Annotated in this window: 21 protein-coding genes and 3 pseudogenes; 1 reads left to right on the top strand and 23 read right to left on the bottom strand. The window is 49.8% G+C overall.

Features of this window, described 5'->3' with window-relative positions; translation table 11 throughout:
- Positions 1-519: 519 nt before the first annotated feature.
- The 18 genes and pseudogenes from HA45_RS22505 to HA45_RS22420 all read right to left on the bottom strand — a co-directional run.
- On the bottom strand, positions 520-801 hold the full coding sequence (locus tag HA45_RS22505) for a hypothetical protein (protein ID WP_128599063.1): 282 nt from the start codon (positions 799-801) through the stop codon (positions 520-522).
- Positions 802-847: 46 nt separating this feature from the next.
- Positions 848-1,042, bottom strand: a complete 195-nt coding sequence (locus HA45_RS22500; RefSeq protein WP_128599062.1) for a hypothetical protein — start codon at positions 1,040-1,042, stop codon at positions 848-850.
- A gap of 7 nt (positions 1,043-1,049) precedes the next feature.
- Positions 1,050-2,711: a terminase large subunit gene (locus HA45_RS22495; RefSeq protein WP_100701963.1), complete on the bottom strand. Its 1,662-nt coding sequence runs from the start codon at positions 2,709-2,711 to the stop codon at positions 1,050-1,052.
- Positions 2,695-3,050, bottom strand: a pseudogene (locus tag HA45_RS22490) (phage terminase small subunit P27 family). The gene HA45_RS22495 and the pseudogene HA45_RS22490 overlap by 17 nt, the downstream one beginning before the upstream one ends.
- Positions 3,051-3,179: 129 nt before the next feature.
- Positions 3,180-3,332, bottom strand: coding sequence for a hypothetical protein (locus HA45_RS27540; protein WP_167390567.1), 153 nt, complete (start codon positions 3,330-3,332; stop codon positions 3,180-3,182).
- Positions 3,325-3,768: an HNH endonuclease signature motif containing protein gene (locus tag HA45_RS22480; protein WP_100701871.1), complete on the bottom strand. Its 444-nt coding sequence runs from the start codon at positions 3,766-3,768 to the stop codon at positions 3,325-3,327. The genes HA45_RS27540 and HA45_RS22480 overlap by 8 nt, the downstream gene beginning before the upstream one ends.
- 1 nt (position 3,769) lies before the next feature.
- Positions 3,770-4,078: a head-tail connector protein gene (locus tag HA45_RS22475; protein WP_100701870.1), complete on the bottom strand. Its 309-nt coding sequence runs from the start codon at positions 4,076-4,078 to the stop codon at positions 3,770-3,772.
- A gap of 51 nt (positions 4,079-4,129) precedes the next feature.
- Positions 4,130-5,344: a phage portal protein gene (locus HA45_RS22470; protein ID WP_100701869.1), complete on the bottom strand. Its 1,215-nt coding sequence runs from the start codon at positions 5,342-5,344 to the stop codon at positions 4,130-4,132.
- A 1-nt stretch (position 5,345) separates the two neighbouring features.
- Positions 5,346-5,906 carry an HK97 family phage prohead protease gene (locus HA45_RS22465; RefSeq protein ID WP_100701868.1) on the bottom strand — a complete coding sequence of 187 codons (561 nt, stop codon included), beginning with the start codon at positions 5,904-5,906 and terminating at the stop codon, positions 5,346-5,348.
- A gap of 52 nt (positions 5,907-5,958) precedes the next feature.
- Positions 5,959-7,131 carry a phage major capsid protein gene (locus tag HA45_RS22460; RefSeq protein WP_100701867.1) on the bottom strand — a complete coding sequence of 391 codons (1,173 nt, stop codon included), beginning with the start codon at positions 7,129-7,131 and terminating at the stop codon, positions 5,959-5,961.
- A 220-nt stretch (positions 7,132-7,351) separates the two neighbouring features.
- On the bottom strand, positions 7,352-7,654 hold the full coding sequence (locus tag HA45_RS22455; RefSeq protein ID WP_100701866.1) for a hypothetical protein: 303 nt from the start codon (positions 7,652-7,654) through the stop codon (positions 7,352-7,354).
- 332 nt (positions 7,655-7,986) lie between these two features.
- Positions 7,987-10,124, bottom strand: a pseudogene (locus tag HA45_RS22450) (DUF927 domain-containing protein).
- Positions 10,121-10,429, bottom strand: coding sequence for a hypothetical protein (locus HA45_RS22445; protein WP_100701864.1), 309 nt, complete (start codon positions 10,427-10,429; stop codon positions 10,121-10,123). Before HA45_RS22445 ends, HA45_RS22450 begins: the two are co-directional and overlap by 4 nt.
- Positions 10,422-10,640 (bottom strand): hypothetical protein, encoded by a 219-nt coding sequence (locus HA45_RS22440; RefSeq protein ID WP_100701863.1) that lies wholly within the window; start codon positions 10,638-10,640, stop codon positions 10,422-10,424. Before HA45_RS22440 ends, HA45_RS22445 begins: the two co-directional genes overlap by 8 nt.
- A complete protein-coding gene (locus tag HA45_RS22435; RefSeq protein WP_100701862.1) occupies positions 10,633-10,830 on the bottom strand; it encodes a hypothetical protein in 198 nt (65 codons plus the stop codon). The genes HA45_RS22440 and HA45_RS22435 overlap by 8 nt, the downstream gene beginning before the upstream one ends.
- On the bottom strand, positions 10,823-11,011 hold the full coding sequence (locus HA45_RS22430) for a hypothetical protein (RefSeq protein WP_100701861.1): 189 nt from the start codon (positions 11,009-11,011) through the stop codon (positions 10,823-10,825). The genes HA45_RS22435 and HA45_RS22430 overlap by 8 nt, the downstream gene beginning before the upstream one ends.
- On the bottom strand, positions 11,004-11,183 hold the full coding sequence (locus HA45_RS22425; RefSeq protein ID WP_100701860.1) for a DUF4222 domain-containing protein: 180 nt from the start codon (positions 11,181-11,183) through the stop codon (positions 11,004-11,006). Before HA45_RS22425 ends, HA45_RS22430 begins: the two co-directional genes overlap by 8 nt.
- Positions 11,176-11,328: pseudogene (locus tag HA45_RS22420) on the bottom strand (host cell division inhibitor Icd-like protein); the annotation flags it as partial. The gene HA45_RS22425 and the pseudogene HA45_RS22420, both read right to left, overlap by 8 nt.
- A gap of 249 nt (positions 11,329-11,577) precedes the next feature.
- Here HA45_RS22420 and HA45_RS29195 point away from each other — a divergent pair.
- Positions 11,578-11,865 (top strand): YlcI/YnfO family protein, encoded by a 288-nt coding sequence (locus tag HA45_RS29195; protein ID WP_128599061.1) that lies wholly within the window; start codon positions 11,578-11,580, stop codon positions 11,863-11,865.
- Between the two features lie 353 nt (positions 11,866-12,218).
- Here HA45_RS29195 and HA45_RS27535 read toward each other — a convergent pair whose 3' ends face one another.
- From HA45_RS27535 to HA45_RS22395, 5 genes are all read right to left on the bottom strand, one after another.
- Complete coding sequence (locus HA45_RS27535; RefSeq protein ID WP_169718929.1) at positions 12,219-12,524, bottom strand: phage antirepressor KilAC domain-containing protein; 306 nt, start codon at positions 12,522-12,524, stop codon at positions 12,219-12,221.
- Positions 12,525-12,528: 4 nt separating this feature from the next.
- Positions 12,529-12,927: a Rha family transcriptional regulator gene (locus tag HA45_RS27530; protein WP_169718928.1), complete on the bottom strand. Its 399-nt coding sequence runs from the start codon at positions 12,925-12,927 to the stop codon at positions 12,529-12,531.
- Positions 12,928-12,936: 9 nt separating this feature from the next.
- Positions 12,937-13,221 (bottom strand): helix-turn-helix transcriptional regulator, encoded by a 285-nt coding sequence (locus tag HA45_RS22405; RefSeq protein WP_100701856.1) that lies wholly within the window; start codon positions 13,219-13,221, stop codon positions 12,937-12,939.
- 181 nt (positions 13,222-13,402) lie between these two features.
- Positions 13,403-14,341: a hypothetical protein gene (locus HA45_RS22400; protein WP_100701855.1), complete on the bottom strand. Its 939-nt coding sequence runs from the start codon at positions 14,339-14,341 to the stop codon at positions 13,403-13,405.
- A gap of 4 nt (positions 14,342-14,345) precedes the next feature.
- Positions 14,346-15,587, bottom strand: a complete 1,242-nt coding sequence (locus tag HA45_RS22395; RefSeq protein ID WP_100701854.1) for a tyrosine-type recombinase/integrase — start codon at positions 15,585-15,587, stop codon at positions 14,346-14,348.
- Positions 15,588-15,764 lie beyond the last annotated feature (177 nt).

Here is a 15,764-nt window from a genome sequence, read left to right as displayed (position 1 = left end):
AGCTGAGCATTTTTATTTATCCTGTTGAATCTATAAGGTTTTAATTGATGGTGAATCAATTTATTACAATTATTACCCCACGAATTACCCCACAGAACAGCGCACAGCAGCAAATGCAGGAAAAAGCATGAGAACCAATCGAGCGCGAGTATACCAGCAGTTAGTGCTGCAATGGAAAAGAGGCGGTAGCTGCATCTTCCATGTGCAGCTATTCATGGTCATTAAATTTAAACATCTCAGCCACTGAGCACCACACGTCATCGAAATGCTTCCAGTTTGTAGCTCCATTAGAGCGATAAACTTTCAATTTTGAACCCTTGAATGGTGTTGTATGAGTCATTGTTACTGAATTCGCGAGAGCCCAAAATGAAGTTAAATCCTCATCCTTTCCACTTAGCGGTACAGGGTAGCGGCCTGACCATTCAATGTAATGCTTATAATATTTAAGAAGTTTTTTTCTCTTGTCATCAACAGGTAGGCCAAGATCATTTGCGAGGGCATTCAAATCGTGCGTCTTTTTCAAAGGTATTTTTTTTGAGTTATGACGGCCTTCATTATCAATTCCAAAGCCAATCCACACAGCATCTGATATACGGGGTAGCAAGCAATACCTAATGAAAAACTACCACCATAACCTATATCTTTTTGAACTTGCTTTGATTCAATGACCAGCCATAAGACATGAGCTGAAGCTCTTAGGTCCGATGCTCTATTGAACCAATGGTTCGGATGACTTTTTTGTTCAGTAAGCGTAGGGCGGCTTCTCTCCCACGCGTCATAATCGAAATAATCTTCACTCATAACCTTCTCCTTATTAGGTGGAGCATATACGAAGAAGATTAAAAGATTATGCTCGAGGAGGAGTTTTTTTCTGCCAATTAAATGACCCCGCCGCCGAACGTGCATAGCTCTCACGCCTGCGCTGCGATGCCATACTGCCCGATACCGTGTTACGGATAATCAGGCGATCAGCACCGTCCAGCTCATGCCCGTCTCGCTTCATGGCTGCTGCAAGCGCTTCAGCAATATCTTTCTGGTTCATGTCCACCTCAAATGCCCGTAAAAGTCGCCAGACGCTGTTTATGTGTATCGCTCATGCTGAACTCAAAATCTTCATGCTCTGCCTGCCAGGTACCGAATGCCATCAGGGCGGCAATAGCAGGGTCTATCTTGTTAGCTGACTTCTTCTTGTTGGGCTTGATGTTGGCGTTTGCATCAGTCTCCATCACCACATTACTGATTGCCCAGGCGAGAACCGGATCGCCATTATGGCGCACCACCTGCCGGTTCACGAATACCTCCAGCGACTTGGCCACCGGACTGAAGCGGGTATACGTCTGCTGGAACGGCTCCACGTCGAGGCCTGCGCCCTGTAACTGAGTTCTGAGGTGTGTGGCATTCCACGTATCGAATCCCACCAGGCTAATACCAAACATCTCCGCATCGCGCAGAATGTCATCACGGATACGGTCATAATCGATGCAGTCACCGGGGGTAGTGCGAATCCAGCCAGCCTTAGCCCACTGCCGGTACACGCTGCGGTTTTTGTTAGCAACGTTGTTCAGTTGCGCCTCTGGAACATAGTGGCGCGTCAGCAGACGCAGCTCATTACCGAAAGGGAAGGTGTAACAGACGCTGGAGATATCGCTGGTTGATGACAGGTCCAGTCCTGCATAGCAGCTCATGCCTTTCAGGTCAGATTCACTGTAATCAGCTTTGCATCCATCCCATGCACCCGCGCCCATCCACGGCGTAGCACCCTGACACCAGATATTGAAACGCTTGGTGAGCATTTCCACCCACTGCGAAGGGATGCCCCGAGCCTTTGCAATAACATCGCCCAGCGCATCACCATCCACTGAGACATTCAAGTTAGGATTGGCCTTTATCCACATGGCCGGGTCATCAATCTCCGCTTCGTCGTCCAGCTCGTAAATGAGCGCGAACTGCGACTCGTTGACTTCTTCACCCTCAAGAATCTGGCAGCAGTAGTCATAATGCTGCTTGCAGGCTGAGATAATATTGCTGCCCGCAGTGGTGATCGCGAATAGCACACCTTCAGGACGAGCGCCCATGCCCAGCTCCAGGGCTGAATAAACTCCGTTATCCGGATGCAGGTGGTACTCATCCACCACGGCAAGGCTGGGGTTTGTGCCCTCAATGGTCGCGGCTTTGGCGGCAAGAGGCTTAAGGAGACTGTTAGATTTGGCGTAAATCATCTTGTGCTGCTGAATAGTCAGGCGCTTGCGCAGTGGCTTAGACAGCAGGCACATCTGCCGCGCATCATCGAACACGATACGGGCCTGATCGCGGCTGACAGCGGCGGTATAAATATCCTGCTGCCCTTCCTCCATCACCAGAAACCAGCTGGACAGCATGGCGGCCACGGTGGATTTGGCATTTTTACGCGGCACCTGAATGTAAGCGCTTTTGAATTTACGGCGTCCGGTTTCCATCACTTTAAAGCCAAGGAGGCACGCAAAAGCGAACTGCTGCCACGGCACCAGCTCTATTGGTTTTCCGCGCAATGGCCCTTTGACGTGCGGACACAGCCGGGAGAACGCTATAAAACGCTCAACTGTGGCGGTATCGAACCAGTAACGCGGATCATTCAGGTCGGAAAAGTAGCGTTCGACGGCCTGTTTTACCCGTTTACAGGCGGGAATTTCGCCCGATTTTATGGCGTTCGCGTAGTTATGCCAGACGGTCAAGCTCATCTTCCTCTTCAGTTTCAACCGGTGTTTTACGGCGGCTGACCGGATCGAATCCAAGCAGCGCAGACATTTTGATCATGATTTTTCGGCGTCAGCTTTCGCACTCAGCGCCGGGTTTCGACTCTCGCCGCCCTGACTGTTAGTGATGCTGAAGCCACGCCGCTCAAGGTCTGCCACTGCTCGGCGGTACATCGAATAGTTCACGCAGTAAAGCTCTAAGCTGTTCCAGTCGGCTGGCGTCAGGTCTCCACGTTCCGCCAGCTGCTTAGCCTTTGCCTTCCATTGCAGGGCCGCAATCTCATCGAGATAAGCTGGCGGTTTCGGAGGTCTGGCCATAAAAAATTTATTTTCCTGCTCGTTTTATTTTCAAAAAAATCACCGTGCGTAAAAATTTGAGGGGGCGGGCGGTGCCTTGGCCTTATGGTTTTGTCCTGAAATACACCCCCACCCCCTCTGCGCTGGCCGTCAGCGGTTGCGCATACATTCCCTGAGCTCTCGATCACGTGGCGTCATGCGTGGCTCAGCGAGGCGCTCACGCGCTCTGTTGCGGGTTTGCATGAAGCTTTCACGGCTGTTCATCAGTGAGCGATACAGATTGGTCACGTCTTTCTCATTCATGGTTAGCCTCATGCATCCAGTCATTGCGGTTAGCTGCACACTCTTCCTGCTCGCGATACATGCCAGCCTTACGGTTTGCTTTGGTGGTGGGGTCCTGCTGCACGGTCTTCTGATTGTGGTGTGTCTGACACAGGCCCTGATGATTCCATGACGGCCAGAACAGCACGTCATCGCCACCATGAATAGGGATGATGTGATCCACCACCTTTGCAGGCACATACAGGCCCTGCCTCAGGCATTCGACGCACAGCGGATTAGACTTGAGGAATTGCAGGCGATACTTCTCCCACGCTGCGGAATAACCACGTTCACGGCGTCCACCTCTGCGCTCGTCCTGCTGGCGCTGTACTGCACGCTTATGCACATCGCACTTACCAGACTTCACACGCTTGTTGCATCCCGGCTCAGTACACCGGCGTAAGGGTTGCCATGGCATATCAGTACACTCCCGGATCGCGGAAAGCTGACCAGAGCGCGGAAATGGCCAATGGAATCTCTTTGGCCTCAATATCGCTGATAGTAGTGCGGTACTCGTACAGTTGAGAGATGTACATCATGCAGCCCACCTTCAGCGCAGGATTAAAATTAATATCCGGTGTGTCGCTGTCGAAGCGTTTGCCAATATGCTTTTGACAGACTTCCAGAGCTGCAGCGATATATGCTTCGATCAGCGTATCTTCATAGTCATAATCATCTTCAATACGACAGTGCCGCTTTACTTCGGCTAGGGTAATCAATTCAGCCATTGAAATGCCCCTTACAAAGCATCTCAAGGCGGTGCTTCATCTCTCCGACTCTCATTTTTCTGTCTCCTTACCGCTACTGACCTTCACTTCCTGCTTCCATGCCTGACTGAACTCATCACCGCCATCACGCGGCGGAAGGCCTTCCAGTAATCGGGCGTTATTAGGGCTCAGGAAGCCATTTTTGATGCCTGTCTGATAGTTCTCGTAGCGCTCTTTTGGCGTGCCACGCAACAGGTCAGCGGTATCAAACTCAACCTGATAGCGGACGCCGGGCACTGAAGGGGAAGCAACGAGCGCCGCTTTGATCTGCTGCTCAAAGTTGGTCAGCCACGGACGCATGGTCATCGTGGCAAAGGCGCGGCTTGCTTCGCTGAAGTTGCTGTATGTGCTGTTGCTGTAGTCCTGCAGGAAGATGGGCGAGACGTTAAACATTCGTGCAATGTCTTCAATGGTGAACCGGCGTGATGCGATCCACTCTGCATCCTGATTGCTCATGCCAAGCTGCTCAAAGTCCATGCCACCCTCAAGGATGGGTGTTTTACCTGCATTTTTTGCGCCTTTGTAACGCTCAAGCGCGTCCAGCGCCTTTTTGCCTTTCACATCATCAAACCACTCTTTGGTTTTCACGACAGATGAGGCCATCAACCCGTTCTTCATGACGCTGGCACCATGACGCTGCTGAGCAAGACCGAGCCCCAGCGCTTCACGGCAGATGGTGATCGGTGATCGACCAAGAAAACCGTCTTCAGTGGCATAGCGCAGATGAAGGATTTCATCCTGAAGGTATACGTTAACTTTTCCCGTATACGGCTCGGTAATGGTGTAACGGAACTTGCGCTCGCCGATGCGCTCTGGCACCACAGAACCCGGCGCATATGGATAGAGTGATTGCGGCTGACCGTCCCGGCCCCACTTGATCACAGCATAAGCGTTACCGTTCAGCAGGCAGTGACGCATCATCGTGCGCTTGAACTGATAGGCCGTCTGCACCTCATTGGGGTTTTCGTTAAGCAGGAAATCCACGGCGTGATTACTCAGCCATTCCCGCTCTTCCTGCCCGTCTTTATGGCGCACCTGATAGAGAAAGCACGGCATGGTTGCCACGGCTTCACTGATGACCGATATAGCATTCATGACAGCCGGCAGTGATTCCGCTGTGCTGGATGAGACATATTCGCCTGATCCGGTATTAGGGATGCCCATCATCATCATGACTTCATCAGCTGTGAAGCTGCGCTGTTCTTCTTTTCTACGGAATGGCCACATATCACAGCCCCGCTAATTCGGCCCAGCGGCGGCGGTTGTCGGTGTTACTGCGCAACTCGGGATGCTGGATAAAGAGAGAACGCTGCGCTACATCTACGGCGCTTTCCGGGTAGGCAGGCATGCTGGTGACGGTGATTTCAATCAGCTCAGCCGTGGTGATGGTGCGCAGATAAGGCGATTTCCCGATATCCCACGATTCTTTAAGCGCACGAAAGCCGAAGCTCATGCCAGACAGATCGCCACGCTCCACCAGCGTCAGAACATCACGGCCTAACTGTGTATCAGGCGGCGTCAGCTCAAAGCGCAACCCGGTATCGTCCTGCGACAGCTGGAGAGTGCCGGATTTGGTGCGGCCCAGCAGTTGGGTATAGTCATGCTCATACAGTGCACGAACGTCTCCACCAGCAGCCAGGCTGTCAGTGAATGCATTGGGCGCAAACTGCTCGCGGAATTCATCCCAGATAACTTCTGACAGGCTGTTCCAGAGGACGGCATAGCCCACCAGCTTTTTATCGCTGGCGGTGACTTCAGATGTGCGGATTTCAAATTCTTTTTGATTCATTGGTGTGCTCCACAAAGACTGAAAAGGGGCCGAAGCCCCCTCGTTAACTGAATCAGGAACCTGAGCCAGCAATTTCCAGCACTTTGATCGCGTTGGAGTCCACCACGCCGCCACCAACATATTTATCGGTGTTCACTTTGTAGAAGCCCGGCTCAGTGATGTTGTCAGGGCGGGTGCGAACGCCGGTGGTGTGATCCACAACGTAGTAACCGCGCTTGAAATCACCCACAGCCAGAACCGGCTCACCGGCTTCAGCGTCAGACAGGTTTTCGAGGTAGTACACCGGACGGCCCAGCAGGGTATCAGGCGAGCCAGCCACCAGACGATCACGCCAGATGTAATCACCATTGCCATTCTTCAGCTTTTGCAGTGCAGCGGCTGAGTTGGAGTTCATTACCCACACCGCGTTTTTACGGTATTTAGATTTCAGTTTGAACAGGAGATCGATCAGCTCATCAGCGGTAGGCGCAGCACCGGCTGTGACCATTTTTTCCAGCGTGCCGAATGGGCGGGTCTTATCACCAGTCGCAGCGCGTGGATAGCTCAGGAAGCCTTTCGCCTTCTTCACTCCATCGCCGCTGACAAAATCTTCATCTTCAGTGGCGGTGAACGTGTCAGAGATTTCAGAGGTGAGCCAGCCCAGAATATCCACTTCGGAGAAGTCGAGAATCTCCTGAGTGGTTTTCGGATAGGCATAGATGGTGTTCATCTTGATTGAAACTTCTTCCAGTTTCGGAGTCGCGGTCTCGGTACGCTGATCACCTTCAGAGGCATGATTCACCACTGCACCACCTACAGACACCAGCTTTTTATATTCGCTGGTCTTGGTAGTCTTCACGGTAGCGATCTGACGCATGACGCTGTCATCCTGCATCTGGCGCATAACTTCTTTGTCCAGCTCAGGGATAACGGTATAGCCACCATCAGCGCCAACGGCAGTGGAGAGTGCGCGGCGTTCGCCAGTAAGGATATAGGTGCGGAGTTCGTCGTTAGTGACGCTTTTGCCGGTCATTGAGGTGCCAGGCAGATTACGCTCTTCTTCCTGCACGGCTTCAAGGCGGCTGATTTCAACTTCCAGCGCGTCAGCCTGAGCACGAAGCTCTTCAAACTTTTTGCCTTCTTCATCGGTCAGGCTGCGTTTTTCACCATCGGCGACAGTGAGAAGCGTGCGCATTTCGTTCTTGAGGGCGGTTTTCTGCTGACGCAGTTCAAACAGTTTTTTCATGAATGGTTTCTCGTGACAATGAGTAAGTTGAGACGTGAAACCAGCTCGGAAGGGGGAGGCCGTTTGGGAAGGAAGCCCATGTCAAGGCAAGGAAACCAAACGGCCAGTGGCGGCTCACGTCTGAGTGCCACATATCAAGATATACATGTAAGAAACTGAGTAAACAGCGGTTTTTTATCCCGTACAGCCTCGAACGGATACAAACGAATAATTTACAAATCTATTCTTTCGCGCAGTCCATAGCATCCTCAAGGAATTGCCTTTTCGCTTTTAACTGATCGATGAGGATATCAAGTTGCTGCTTACTTGACGCCATCACCTCACCGGAAAACTGGTGGCGAAGGAAGCCGTTGTGATCGACATAGAAGAACGCATCACGCTGTGACATGTCACGGTAATCACTCAGTGGCATAAGCTGCAAATCAGTTTTGCTACCCGGCATGCCAAAGTGATCCTGATGCTCTGCAATTTTCTGAATGAACACCTGTGAGTAAATCTGTTCGTTGGTCAGTTTAGTAGTCATAAAGTCCTCACTTTTGTATATAGATGCAAAACGACTTATCCCACTTGTCCCACTTATCCCAGAAAAAATAAGTCATTGTTTTATTTGAAATCGTTTAAAGAAATTGGGACAAGTCGCCCCGATTTTGGGACAAATCGACCGTTTTTAGACTTATCCCAGCCTGACGGCAGTCAGCATTTATCCCATTTTCATCCCAACTTATCCCAAAACACCCCTGACTTATCCCACTTTCATCCCAGATTTAAATATAAATAACCCTATATATCATTAACTTAATATTTAATAAGTACGTTTGGGATAAGTGGGACAAGTGTTTTTAAACTCGTGTGTGATTATTCATCTTCACCATCTTCCCCACCCGGGGCAAACAGCAGAACGTAAGTCCATGGCCGGGCATTATTCAGGTGCTTAAGGCGCGGCGTCCTTATCTGCCAGTTCTTACCGTTAGGCGGCTTCCTGAGCATGCCTGCCTCATGCAGGATTCTTGCGGCCACGTCCTTATTATGCGTTCCGGCAACATGCTTTTTGAACGGCTCCGGCAGCACGTAGAACAGCATGGGATCGTCAAACTGCTCACCGCTATCACGGTATCCCATCAAATCAGCGATAGGCATATCACGTGAGTCATAATTGAGCGGTGCAAAACGGCCAATACCATAAGCATTCAGAAACGCTTCGCACTGTTCGATGATCTGCTGATGCTCCTTGTTGCCGGTGCCAAACTCTTTCACCCAGGCGTTAAAGCAATGCTGAATGGCATCACGGCTTTGTAGCTCCGTCCATCCGGTGATAGCCGTTCCCATCACTAACGCAGCCTCCAGTATGGCGAAACGCTCACCAACCTGTGCACCTGCTCCCCATAATCAGCGGGTATCAGTGCTCGCCAACGCGCCTGAGCCTCACGCACCGCCTGTTTAGCCTCCTGCTGGTGGAGCGCCAGATAACGAACCCACTCGCGTCCTGCTGCGCCATGATTGGCCTGATATGCCTCTTTCAGCGCATCGGCGTGCTGTTTGCCGTTCTGGTAATCATGGAAAACTGAAGCCTTCTCCATTGGGATATTCAGCAGACGAACCAGTTGCCCGGCTTTAACACGAACACCACCAGCAGCAAGAAACGTCTCGATATCCATTTCACCGGTACTGATCGCTACTGTGCGCCAGCGCTTAAGCTCCCGGTTACCTCCCTCTTTGGCACCCTGCAGCTTTCCTGCACCGTTAAACAGCGTGTATGCCGAAGTGGCTACATCTTTAGCGCTGCTGCCCTGACCAATCTCATCAAGCGGTAACAGGCTGTCATTGTGCGCCTCTGCTTCGTTGGCTATACCCAATGCAGTGCCGTACCACGTCAGGCGCAACGCATCTGGCTCACCCCATAAGCTGCTGGCAATGTTGGCCGTGGTTGTCTTACCAGCGCTCGACTGTTCGAACAGATGCACCCCGAACCCATCAGCGCCCACCAGCCCAATCAGTGGCGCAGAGAGCGCGGCAGCAACTCCCAGCATCATTGACGGGTTACCGCATGCCAAACGTGACACTGATTTCTTCCAGCTGTCAGGCGTTCCCGATACTGCATAGCCAGATGCGGCAGCACTGCGCCCGTTAAATAGGATTGGCGTCTCTGGCTCTCCGATCACTTCACCGTCAGGCATAATGTAAGCGCCATGGTGCCAGCCAGTGGTTTGACTGATGATCCATTCCTGACCGCTGCCACTTTGCTGTAGCCAGTCAGCCAGGATTGCCCGGAATGAACTCTTAGTCGTGACATTCACGCCACCAGCCTTTAACGCTCTCCAGCCGTCACGCTCACCAATATCAGCGCTTGGAATTGGCCGGGTAATATCTTCTTTGCCGCGAGGTGAGCGCCAGCGGAGCACCAGATAACGCTCTGCGCCGTCACTACCTGAACCGACTACCTCAAGAGGCGAACAAAGCCATGCCTCATTGTTTATGATCTCACCGCTGTCTTTATCGACCTTTGGCGTGATCCAGAACAAGCCATCATCCCGGCTCTCAACTCGCGCTTTCAGTTCTTCACCCGGCTCTGGCCTGACGTTCTTCACTGGCAGGCTGATAACAACGCTTTCGCCTTTTTCCGCTTCATCTCTGAGCCGTGGCAGTTGAGAGCTCCAGTCCTCAAGCAGCAGGTAAGCCTCGCTATACAGCTGTGCAGACCTGACACCAGCCAGCGCAAGCTTAGTGGCTATCATGGTTTTCTGAATCTCACTCAGGTTGCCGCCGCGATATACGCTCACGTAATGACGTCCCTCACTGACTATCGTGAGAGAATTGAGGTCATTTAATTCTTTGCTGCTCAGAACTACCGGTGGCGTCTTGTCATTCATCGGGTTTGAGTCCTGCCACGCTTTAGCAAACGTCCAGGCATCATCCCCCGCAAAAATGATTGCTTCTTCACCGGGATCAAGTGGCAGGTGTTTAACGTTGGGGGCTTTACGCAGTCGTGCTGTCATTTTCTCGCCCCTTTGTTTTCACGCTTACTCTGCTCGGTACGTGCGTGATCAGCATTTGAAAGCAATGCCTGTTGAAGCCTCGGGAGGTTGCGCAGCGCAGAACCCGCCAGCGCTAAATCTCGTTTGGCTTCATCTCCTGAATATTCCCCGCTGCAGTCAGCTTCAAAAATCAGGTTTCCAATCAGGCTCAAAGCACTGGTGATACCGATAGCGGCGGCATCGTACTGATCTGCAGCCATGATTAAATCGCTGTCGCTCATTGAGCGAAAATCAGTGCCAGAAATGAGATGGTAAATATCACGCATTATTCGCCCCCTCCAACATGGCCTGATCCATGTCCTGGCTGACGCCGCGAACGATGTTATTAATTCCAGCAATAGCGGCGGTAACGTCATCTCCTTCCATTTCAGTGCTGCCATGCTCCAGAGCAATCAATAACGCGCAGGCTTGATGCAGACCCTGCATTCCGGTGTTGAAACGGGACGAACCAACAGATGTGATGTTTGCTTTAGGCATGTTCCACCTCCGGCAAGTGGCTTTCGGCAAGCAAAAAGGCCGCAACCTGACCTGACAGCTTTTCTGCCAATTCAATTAAGTTCTCACGGTCAACGCTGGATACCTCATCACCGCTACCAGCCAGCACCACCAGAAGTGAGTTCAGCTGAGCTGCTGTGGATGCATACTGCTTGAGTTCATGCTTATGCATGGCTCACCCCCTCATCAATAGAATTACGCAGTTTGCGGCAGCGCTTCAGAACCATGTCCAGCAGTTCAATAGCGGTTTCGTGCTCGCCTTCATCGGTGTGATCCAACTCCATTGACGCAACAAGCAGCGATTCAATGCCGAACAGGGCGTTATCAAGCATGATTGTGTTGTGCTCAGACATGAGTCACCCCCTGCACCTGAGTGAATTCTTTGGTGAATCGGATTTCTGCCCATGTGCAAGGGCATGTGAAACCATCACGAACAAAGGCAACACGATTGAATGCTGCAGCAATTACGGTGACCAGTTCGCCGCGGCTGTTCTTCCGGCGCTGATTGGCTTGAATGCTATGCATTGCGCACCTCCGGAAGTGGTAGGCGTGCAGCAAGCGAAAGGATGAAATGCGGCGCAAGAATACGGCGGGCTTCTCGCTCTGTTGCGGCTTCAATGGACAACCTGCAGGGCTTGGCATTTTTATCGTGCCGATTAATAGCTAGAAAACGCCAGGTGTAGTTATTCCGCCTTGCGGGTGTGTGATATGATCTTGCATAGCTGCCTCGTTACTGTAGATAACGTTGTGGTTAGAGGCCCGGTTAGTGTTGACGCACTTCCGGGCTTCGCTACATGTACACCTTAACTCAAACTTGGTGTGCACCCACCTTACATTTGAGTGTGTACCCACGTCAACAGTTTTAATCGCCATTTTTTTAGTGTATGGTGTGTTCACACCTAACCTATGGATTACAAAGATGGCTACTGGCAACAACAACAATAAATCAGCTAAAAAACACATCAGATTTCCACACGGACTTATTGAAGAAATTGACAGTTGTGTTGAAGGTGAGAAGTCAGAAAAACCAAGTTCAAATTTCTCAGCGTGGGTAATTGACGCTTGTGAGCAGAAGCTAAAAGCATCACAGCGTAAGATTGCCCGCTTTGAATCCAAAAATGATATAAAACAGCGGATTCAGCCTGAGGGGTGTACTGCACTGCAGCACACCCTATGCATGATGTTAAAAAACAACCTAACTTATTGAATTCCCTGACAACCTCAAAATGAGGCGGTGAGTTGCAAATCTGCAACTCGACACCCAAATTTTGGGTGTCAGTGGGTTGGTAATCCCATCCTCCATTGGTGGTTGGGATTTTTCCCCCGGTGGGATAGAAGTTCAGAACTGCCCAGATTATGTGTTGTTTTGGTTGTGAGTGACTTTGGGTCACTCGCAAAGCCTCACCGCTATTAGCGGCATGGCTCAGCGATACGGGAATTACCGTTTCCGAAGCAGGATTTCCAGCTTCACTATTGACCAGATCGATCACTGTGATATCCTGGTCATCCAATTGGCATAAATCAGTACGACATAAGCGGCCCTGCAAGGCCGCTTTTGTTTTATTCAGCGCCTGCATTTTCACCTCCCAGCATTCCAGCCTCCACCAGCTTTTTCGTTAACCACTGCTCCCCCTTGCCGCTCAACATCGTCGTGAATGACGCGCGTGTTTCGCCGTGGGCGTCATAGGTGCTCTGACGAACGGCAAAGTAACCGCGATCGATATAGCGCTGCATTGGCAGGTTATGGCGCTGGCCGTCACTGATGAGAATTCCTTTGTCGCGCATCCACGCAAACAGTTTGACGGGCCCAATCCCCACAGCTTTTGCGTAATTAGGGATCGAAATACCCTTGCTGATATCTGCCACGCGGTCAGCAAATCGATTTTGGTGCAGCCTCGGCAAGCTGGGCTTGTTGGTGTATGGTTTGCTCTGCCAAATCAGCAGCTAATCGCAGAGCCTCCGGCAGTGATGGCAGAGCCTGACCTGCGCTCTCAAGCTCGCGAATGCGTTTAATCACCTTCATGCGTAGTACTGTGCTATAGCCAGTGATCAAACATTCCGTATGTTCGCGGTCCAGGTGATATTCATTCTGCTGGCGATTCATGCTGTCTAAATAGATACAACCAAATTTGGATGCATCTTCTCCGAGGTCGATGAGCATGTTTTCAATATCGCGCTTAACGTGGAAATGCTCTTTACCAGTGAGAACAGCAATTTCTCTGCTGGTCATTTTTAAAGGGCCGGCGCCCTGAATAGTCAAATTCTGCATGACATCCCCTTACGCCAATTTGCGGCTGTATGGGTTGTTCACGTTCTCTACTGCCGGAGGATTTCGAACCCACCAGAGAACATCAGAAAGAAGCCAGGCGCAGCTGTTGCGCCCAAAGTGACAGCGAGTTGGAAAGCGACCTTCATTTTCCATAGTGAAGCGGGTAGAGCGGGAAAGACTGGTGATCTCCTGACATTCACGCTCACGAATACGGCGATCTAATTTAATTCCGTACTCTGCAAGGATGTTGCGGCGTTGTTCAGGTGTGGGCTGGCTGAATAATGTATTTGGCATGAATCCTCCACTTAGCACATTCGTCAGGAATCATTTCCTTCTGTTCTCGTGCTGTGTGGAGCGAGTATTAAATCTGTTTAACTCTTTTAAAATGGCGTCTAGTTATTAGAAAGGGCTTTTTGTTATTAAAGAGGGTGTGATAAAGATTAAAACACCCCTTTTAATTTTTAGAATGGGCTAATCACTTGAATACTTTGCTGATGTAATGAGCAACTTTATCCGCGCTTCTTACTGGGCATTCTTGGTTAGGGAACAGGGCTACCCTGTCCATAACATTTCTTGCCCACGCAGAATAGTTGTAAGAACTATCTTTCTTGATGCACTCTGAGTTGAATTCTTCGCTGTTTTCTTCTCTATATTTAAATGCTGCACTTATAACTATAAGCTCATTTCGTGCGTGCCTTTCTAAAGCCTTTTCAGAACGAATGTTAATTTCAGGTTTGTTCGTTTTTTCAATGTCAAGTCTCTCAACGCTTCCCAAATCAGGTAGAGCATCAAAATCTAATTCCGCTCTGTGTATCCTTTTGAGGTCATAGCTGGTTACCCATAAATCATCATGGCTGGCAGTAAATATGTGGTCTTGAAAATCAAATTTTTTCCCGTTTTTGAAATCTTCAAACGGTTGCGCTGGCATAAGCTGAGCGACAGGAGATTCTCCACCTGTGAGGCAGGGTGAAAATGAAGGGAAAAATCTCTCAACATAATTTGTTCCTTCAAACTGTTCAGGCATGATGCGCCAAAGCCCTGACGCAAAACCAACCCCTGTTACGTGATTGCTTCCTTCCATCTCATTGAATACATCAATCCCGGAAATAAGTTTTTCTGGTTGGTTATACATTGCGTTTGTAAACTCAATCACAGACTGATTGGATATTTCTCTTGCGGTAGCAGCAAGGTAATTCCATCTGCTATTTAATTGAAGCGTACCATACCAATCTTTTACTTCACTGAAGTTTGCTCTCAGGAAAACCCTGCTGTAGAAATGTCTTAACATCATGCAAACTTCAATCTTATTTAGAACTGCTAAGTTTATTAAATCAGTTGGATTAACCCCAAGAATGGATGCGCCTCTTTCAATTTTGCAATACGAAAATGGTAATTTAAGCTCTTTGTCAGCCATTTCCTTACCCTCTGTCTTTGATTTTTTTGGATTCTGATAAAATTACGATGTTTTTATTTTTACCTGAGAATATTTCCAAACGTTCATACCACTTATTTAACGCATCCAGCTTTTCAGGTAGATATTGGCTTCGGTTGTAAACAGCCATAACACCGCCCAATGAGTGCCCAAGTAACAATTCAACAATGTGGGGAGGTATTCCTAAATCGTTCATATAGGTTGAAAAAGAACGGCGCAAATCATGTAATCGCCAGTGCTCATCATGCCCCAGCCTCTTAGCGACATATGCCCCTACCTGGCTAACAGCTGTATTCTTTTTTAGCTCGCCGAGTAGATAACCTGTGTGTCTGTTCTCTTCCACCAGCTGGTTTATCATGGGGAACAATTTGTCAGGGATTGGCCTGATTATCTTCTCACCAGTCTTGCTGTGACTCTCAGGAACTGTCCACAGTCTTTCCTTTAAATCCCACTCTCTGATTTCAGAAAGCCTCAGCTCTACAGTTCGGGCACCGAACACCAGCAGCAGGTAAATAATGTTCTGGTAGTAAGGGGAAAAGAAATCTGTTTTCAGCGCGGTAAGCAGATCACGCAATTCACGATTAGATAGAACTCTCTTACGGCGATTAACCTTCACACCGATATCCTGCATCGTCAGTCCATCAAGTGCGTGATAAACAGCGAACCGGCGCACACGGCAAAATTTGAACGCCTGCTGTGACATTTGGAGCAGCATACCAGCTATGCTCGGCGCTGTTTTCTTTGTTTTGGCGAGGCAGGTTAGCCAGTGGTGCGTTTCACAGTCAGAGAGAGCTAAATCTCCAATGTGGGGAAATATGTGCTTTTCGAAGCGCTCACGGTAGCGGGTATCGTTAACCAGATTGCCATCAACATACTCAGCAAGCCAATACTCAATAGCATCTTTCACAGTGGCTGGCTTGAGAGTGATCTCTCTGTCCAGCTTAAGCATTCTCTGTGGGTCACGGCCTTCAGCAAGCCACTGACGGCACTGATCACGCATTTCCCTAGCCTTGGACAATGAAAGGTCAGGGTAGCGCCCAAGCGTTGCCAGTTTGGCCTCTGTATCACGGCCACCAAGTCGATATTTGAAAAGCCAGGTGATTGAGCCAGATTTAGTAATTCTCACCATCAATCCAGCGCCATCAGATATTTTCGTCAGCCGCTCTGATTCAACGCCTAATAATGAGCGAAGTTTTCTGTCACTTAACTTATTAATTGATGTCGCCATGCCAGAAACGCCGTTTTGTTACCCCACCGATTACCCCACAGTTTGCCGCATAACTGCGCAAACGTCAAAAAGCACTGGAACAATGTACAGTGGCTGAGTTCATGCAACTACATGATAAATAACAAAACAGGGTAAGCATGAGTAAGCATGAAAACCACTAATGAAGATTGTGGCGAT

Origin of the sequence: Pantoea rodasii (assembly GCF_002095465.1) — a bacterium.
GTDB classification, from domain to species: Bacteria; Pseudomonadota; Gammaproteobacteria; order Enterobacterales; family Enterobacteriaceae; genus Pantoea; species Pantoea rodasii.
Note: the sequence above shows the minus strand (reverse complement) of the source record. Positions and strands in the feature narration are given on the sequence as shown.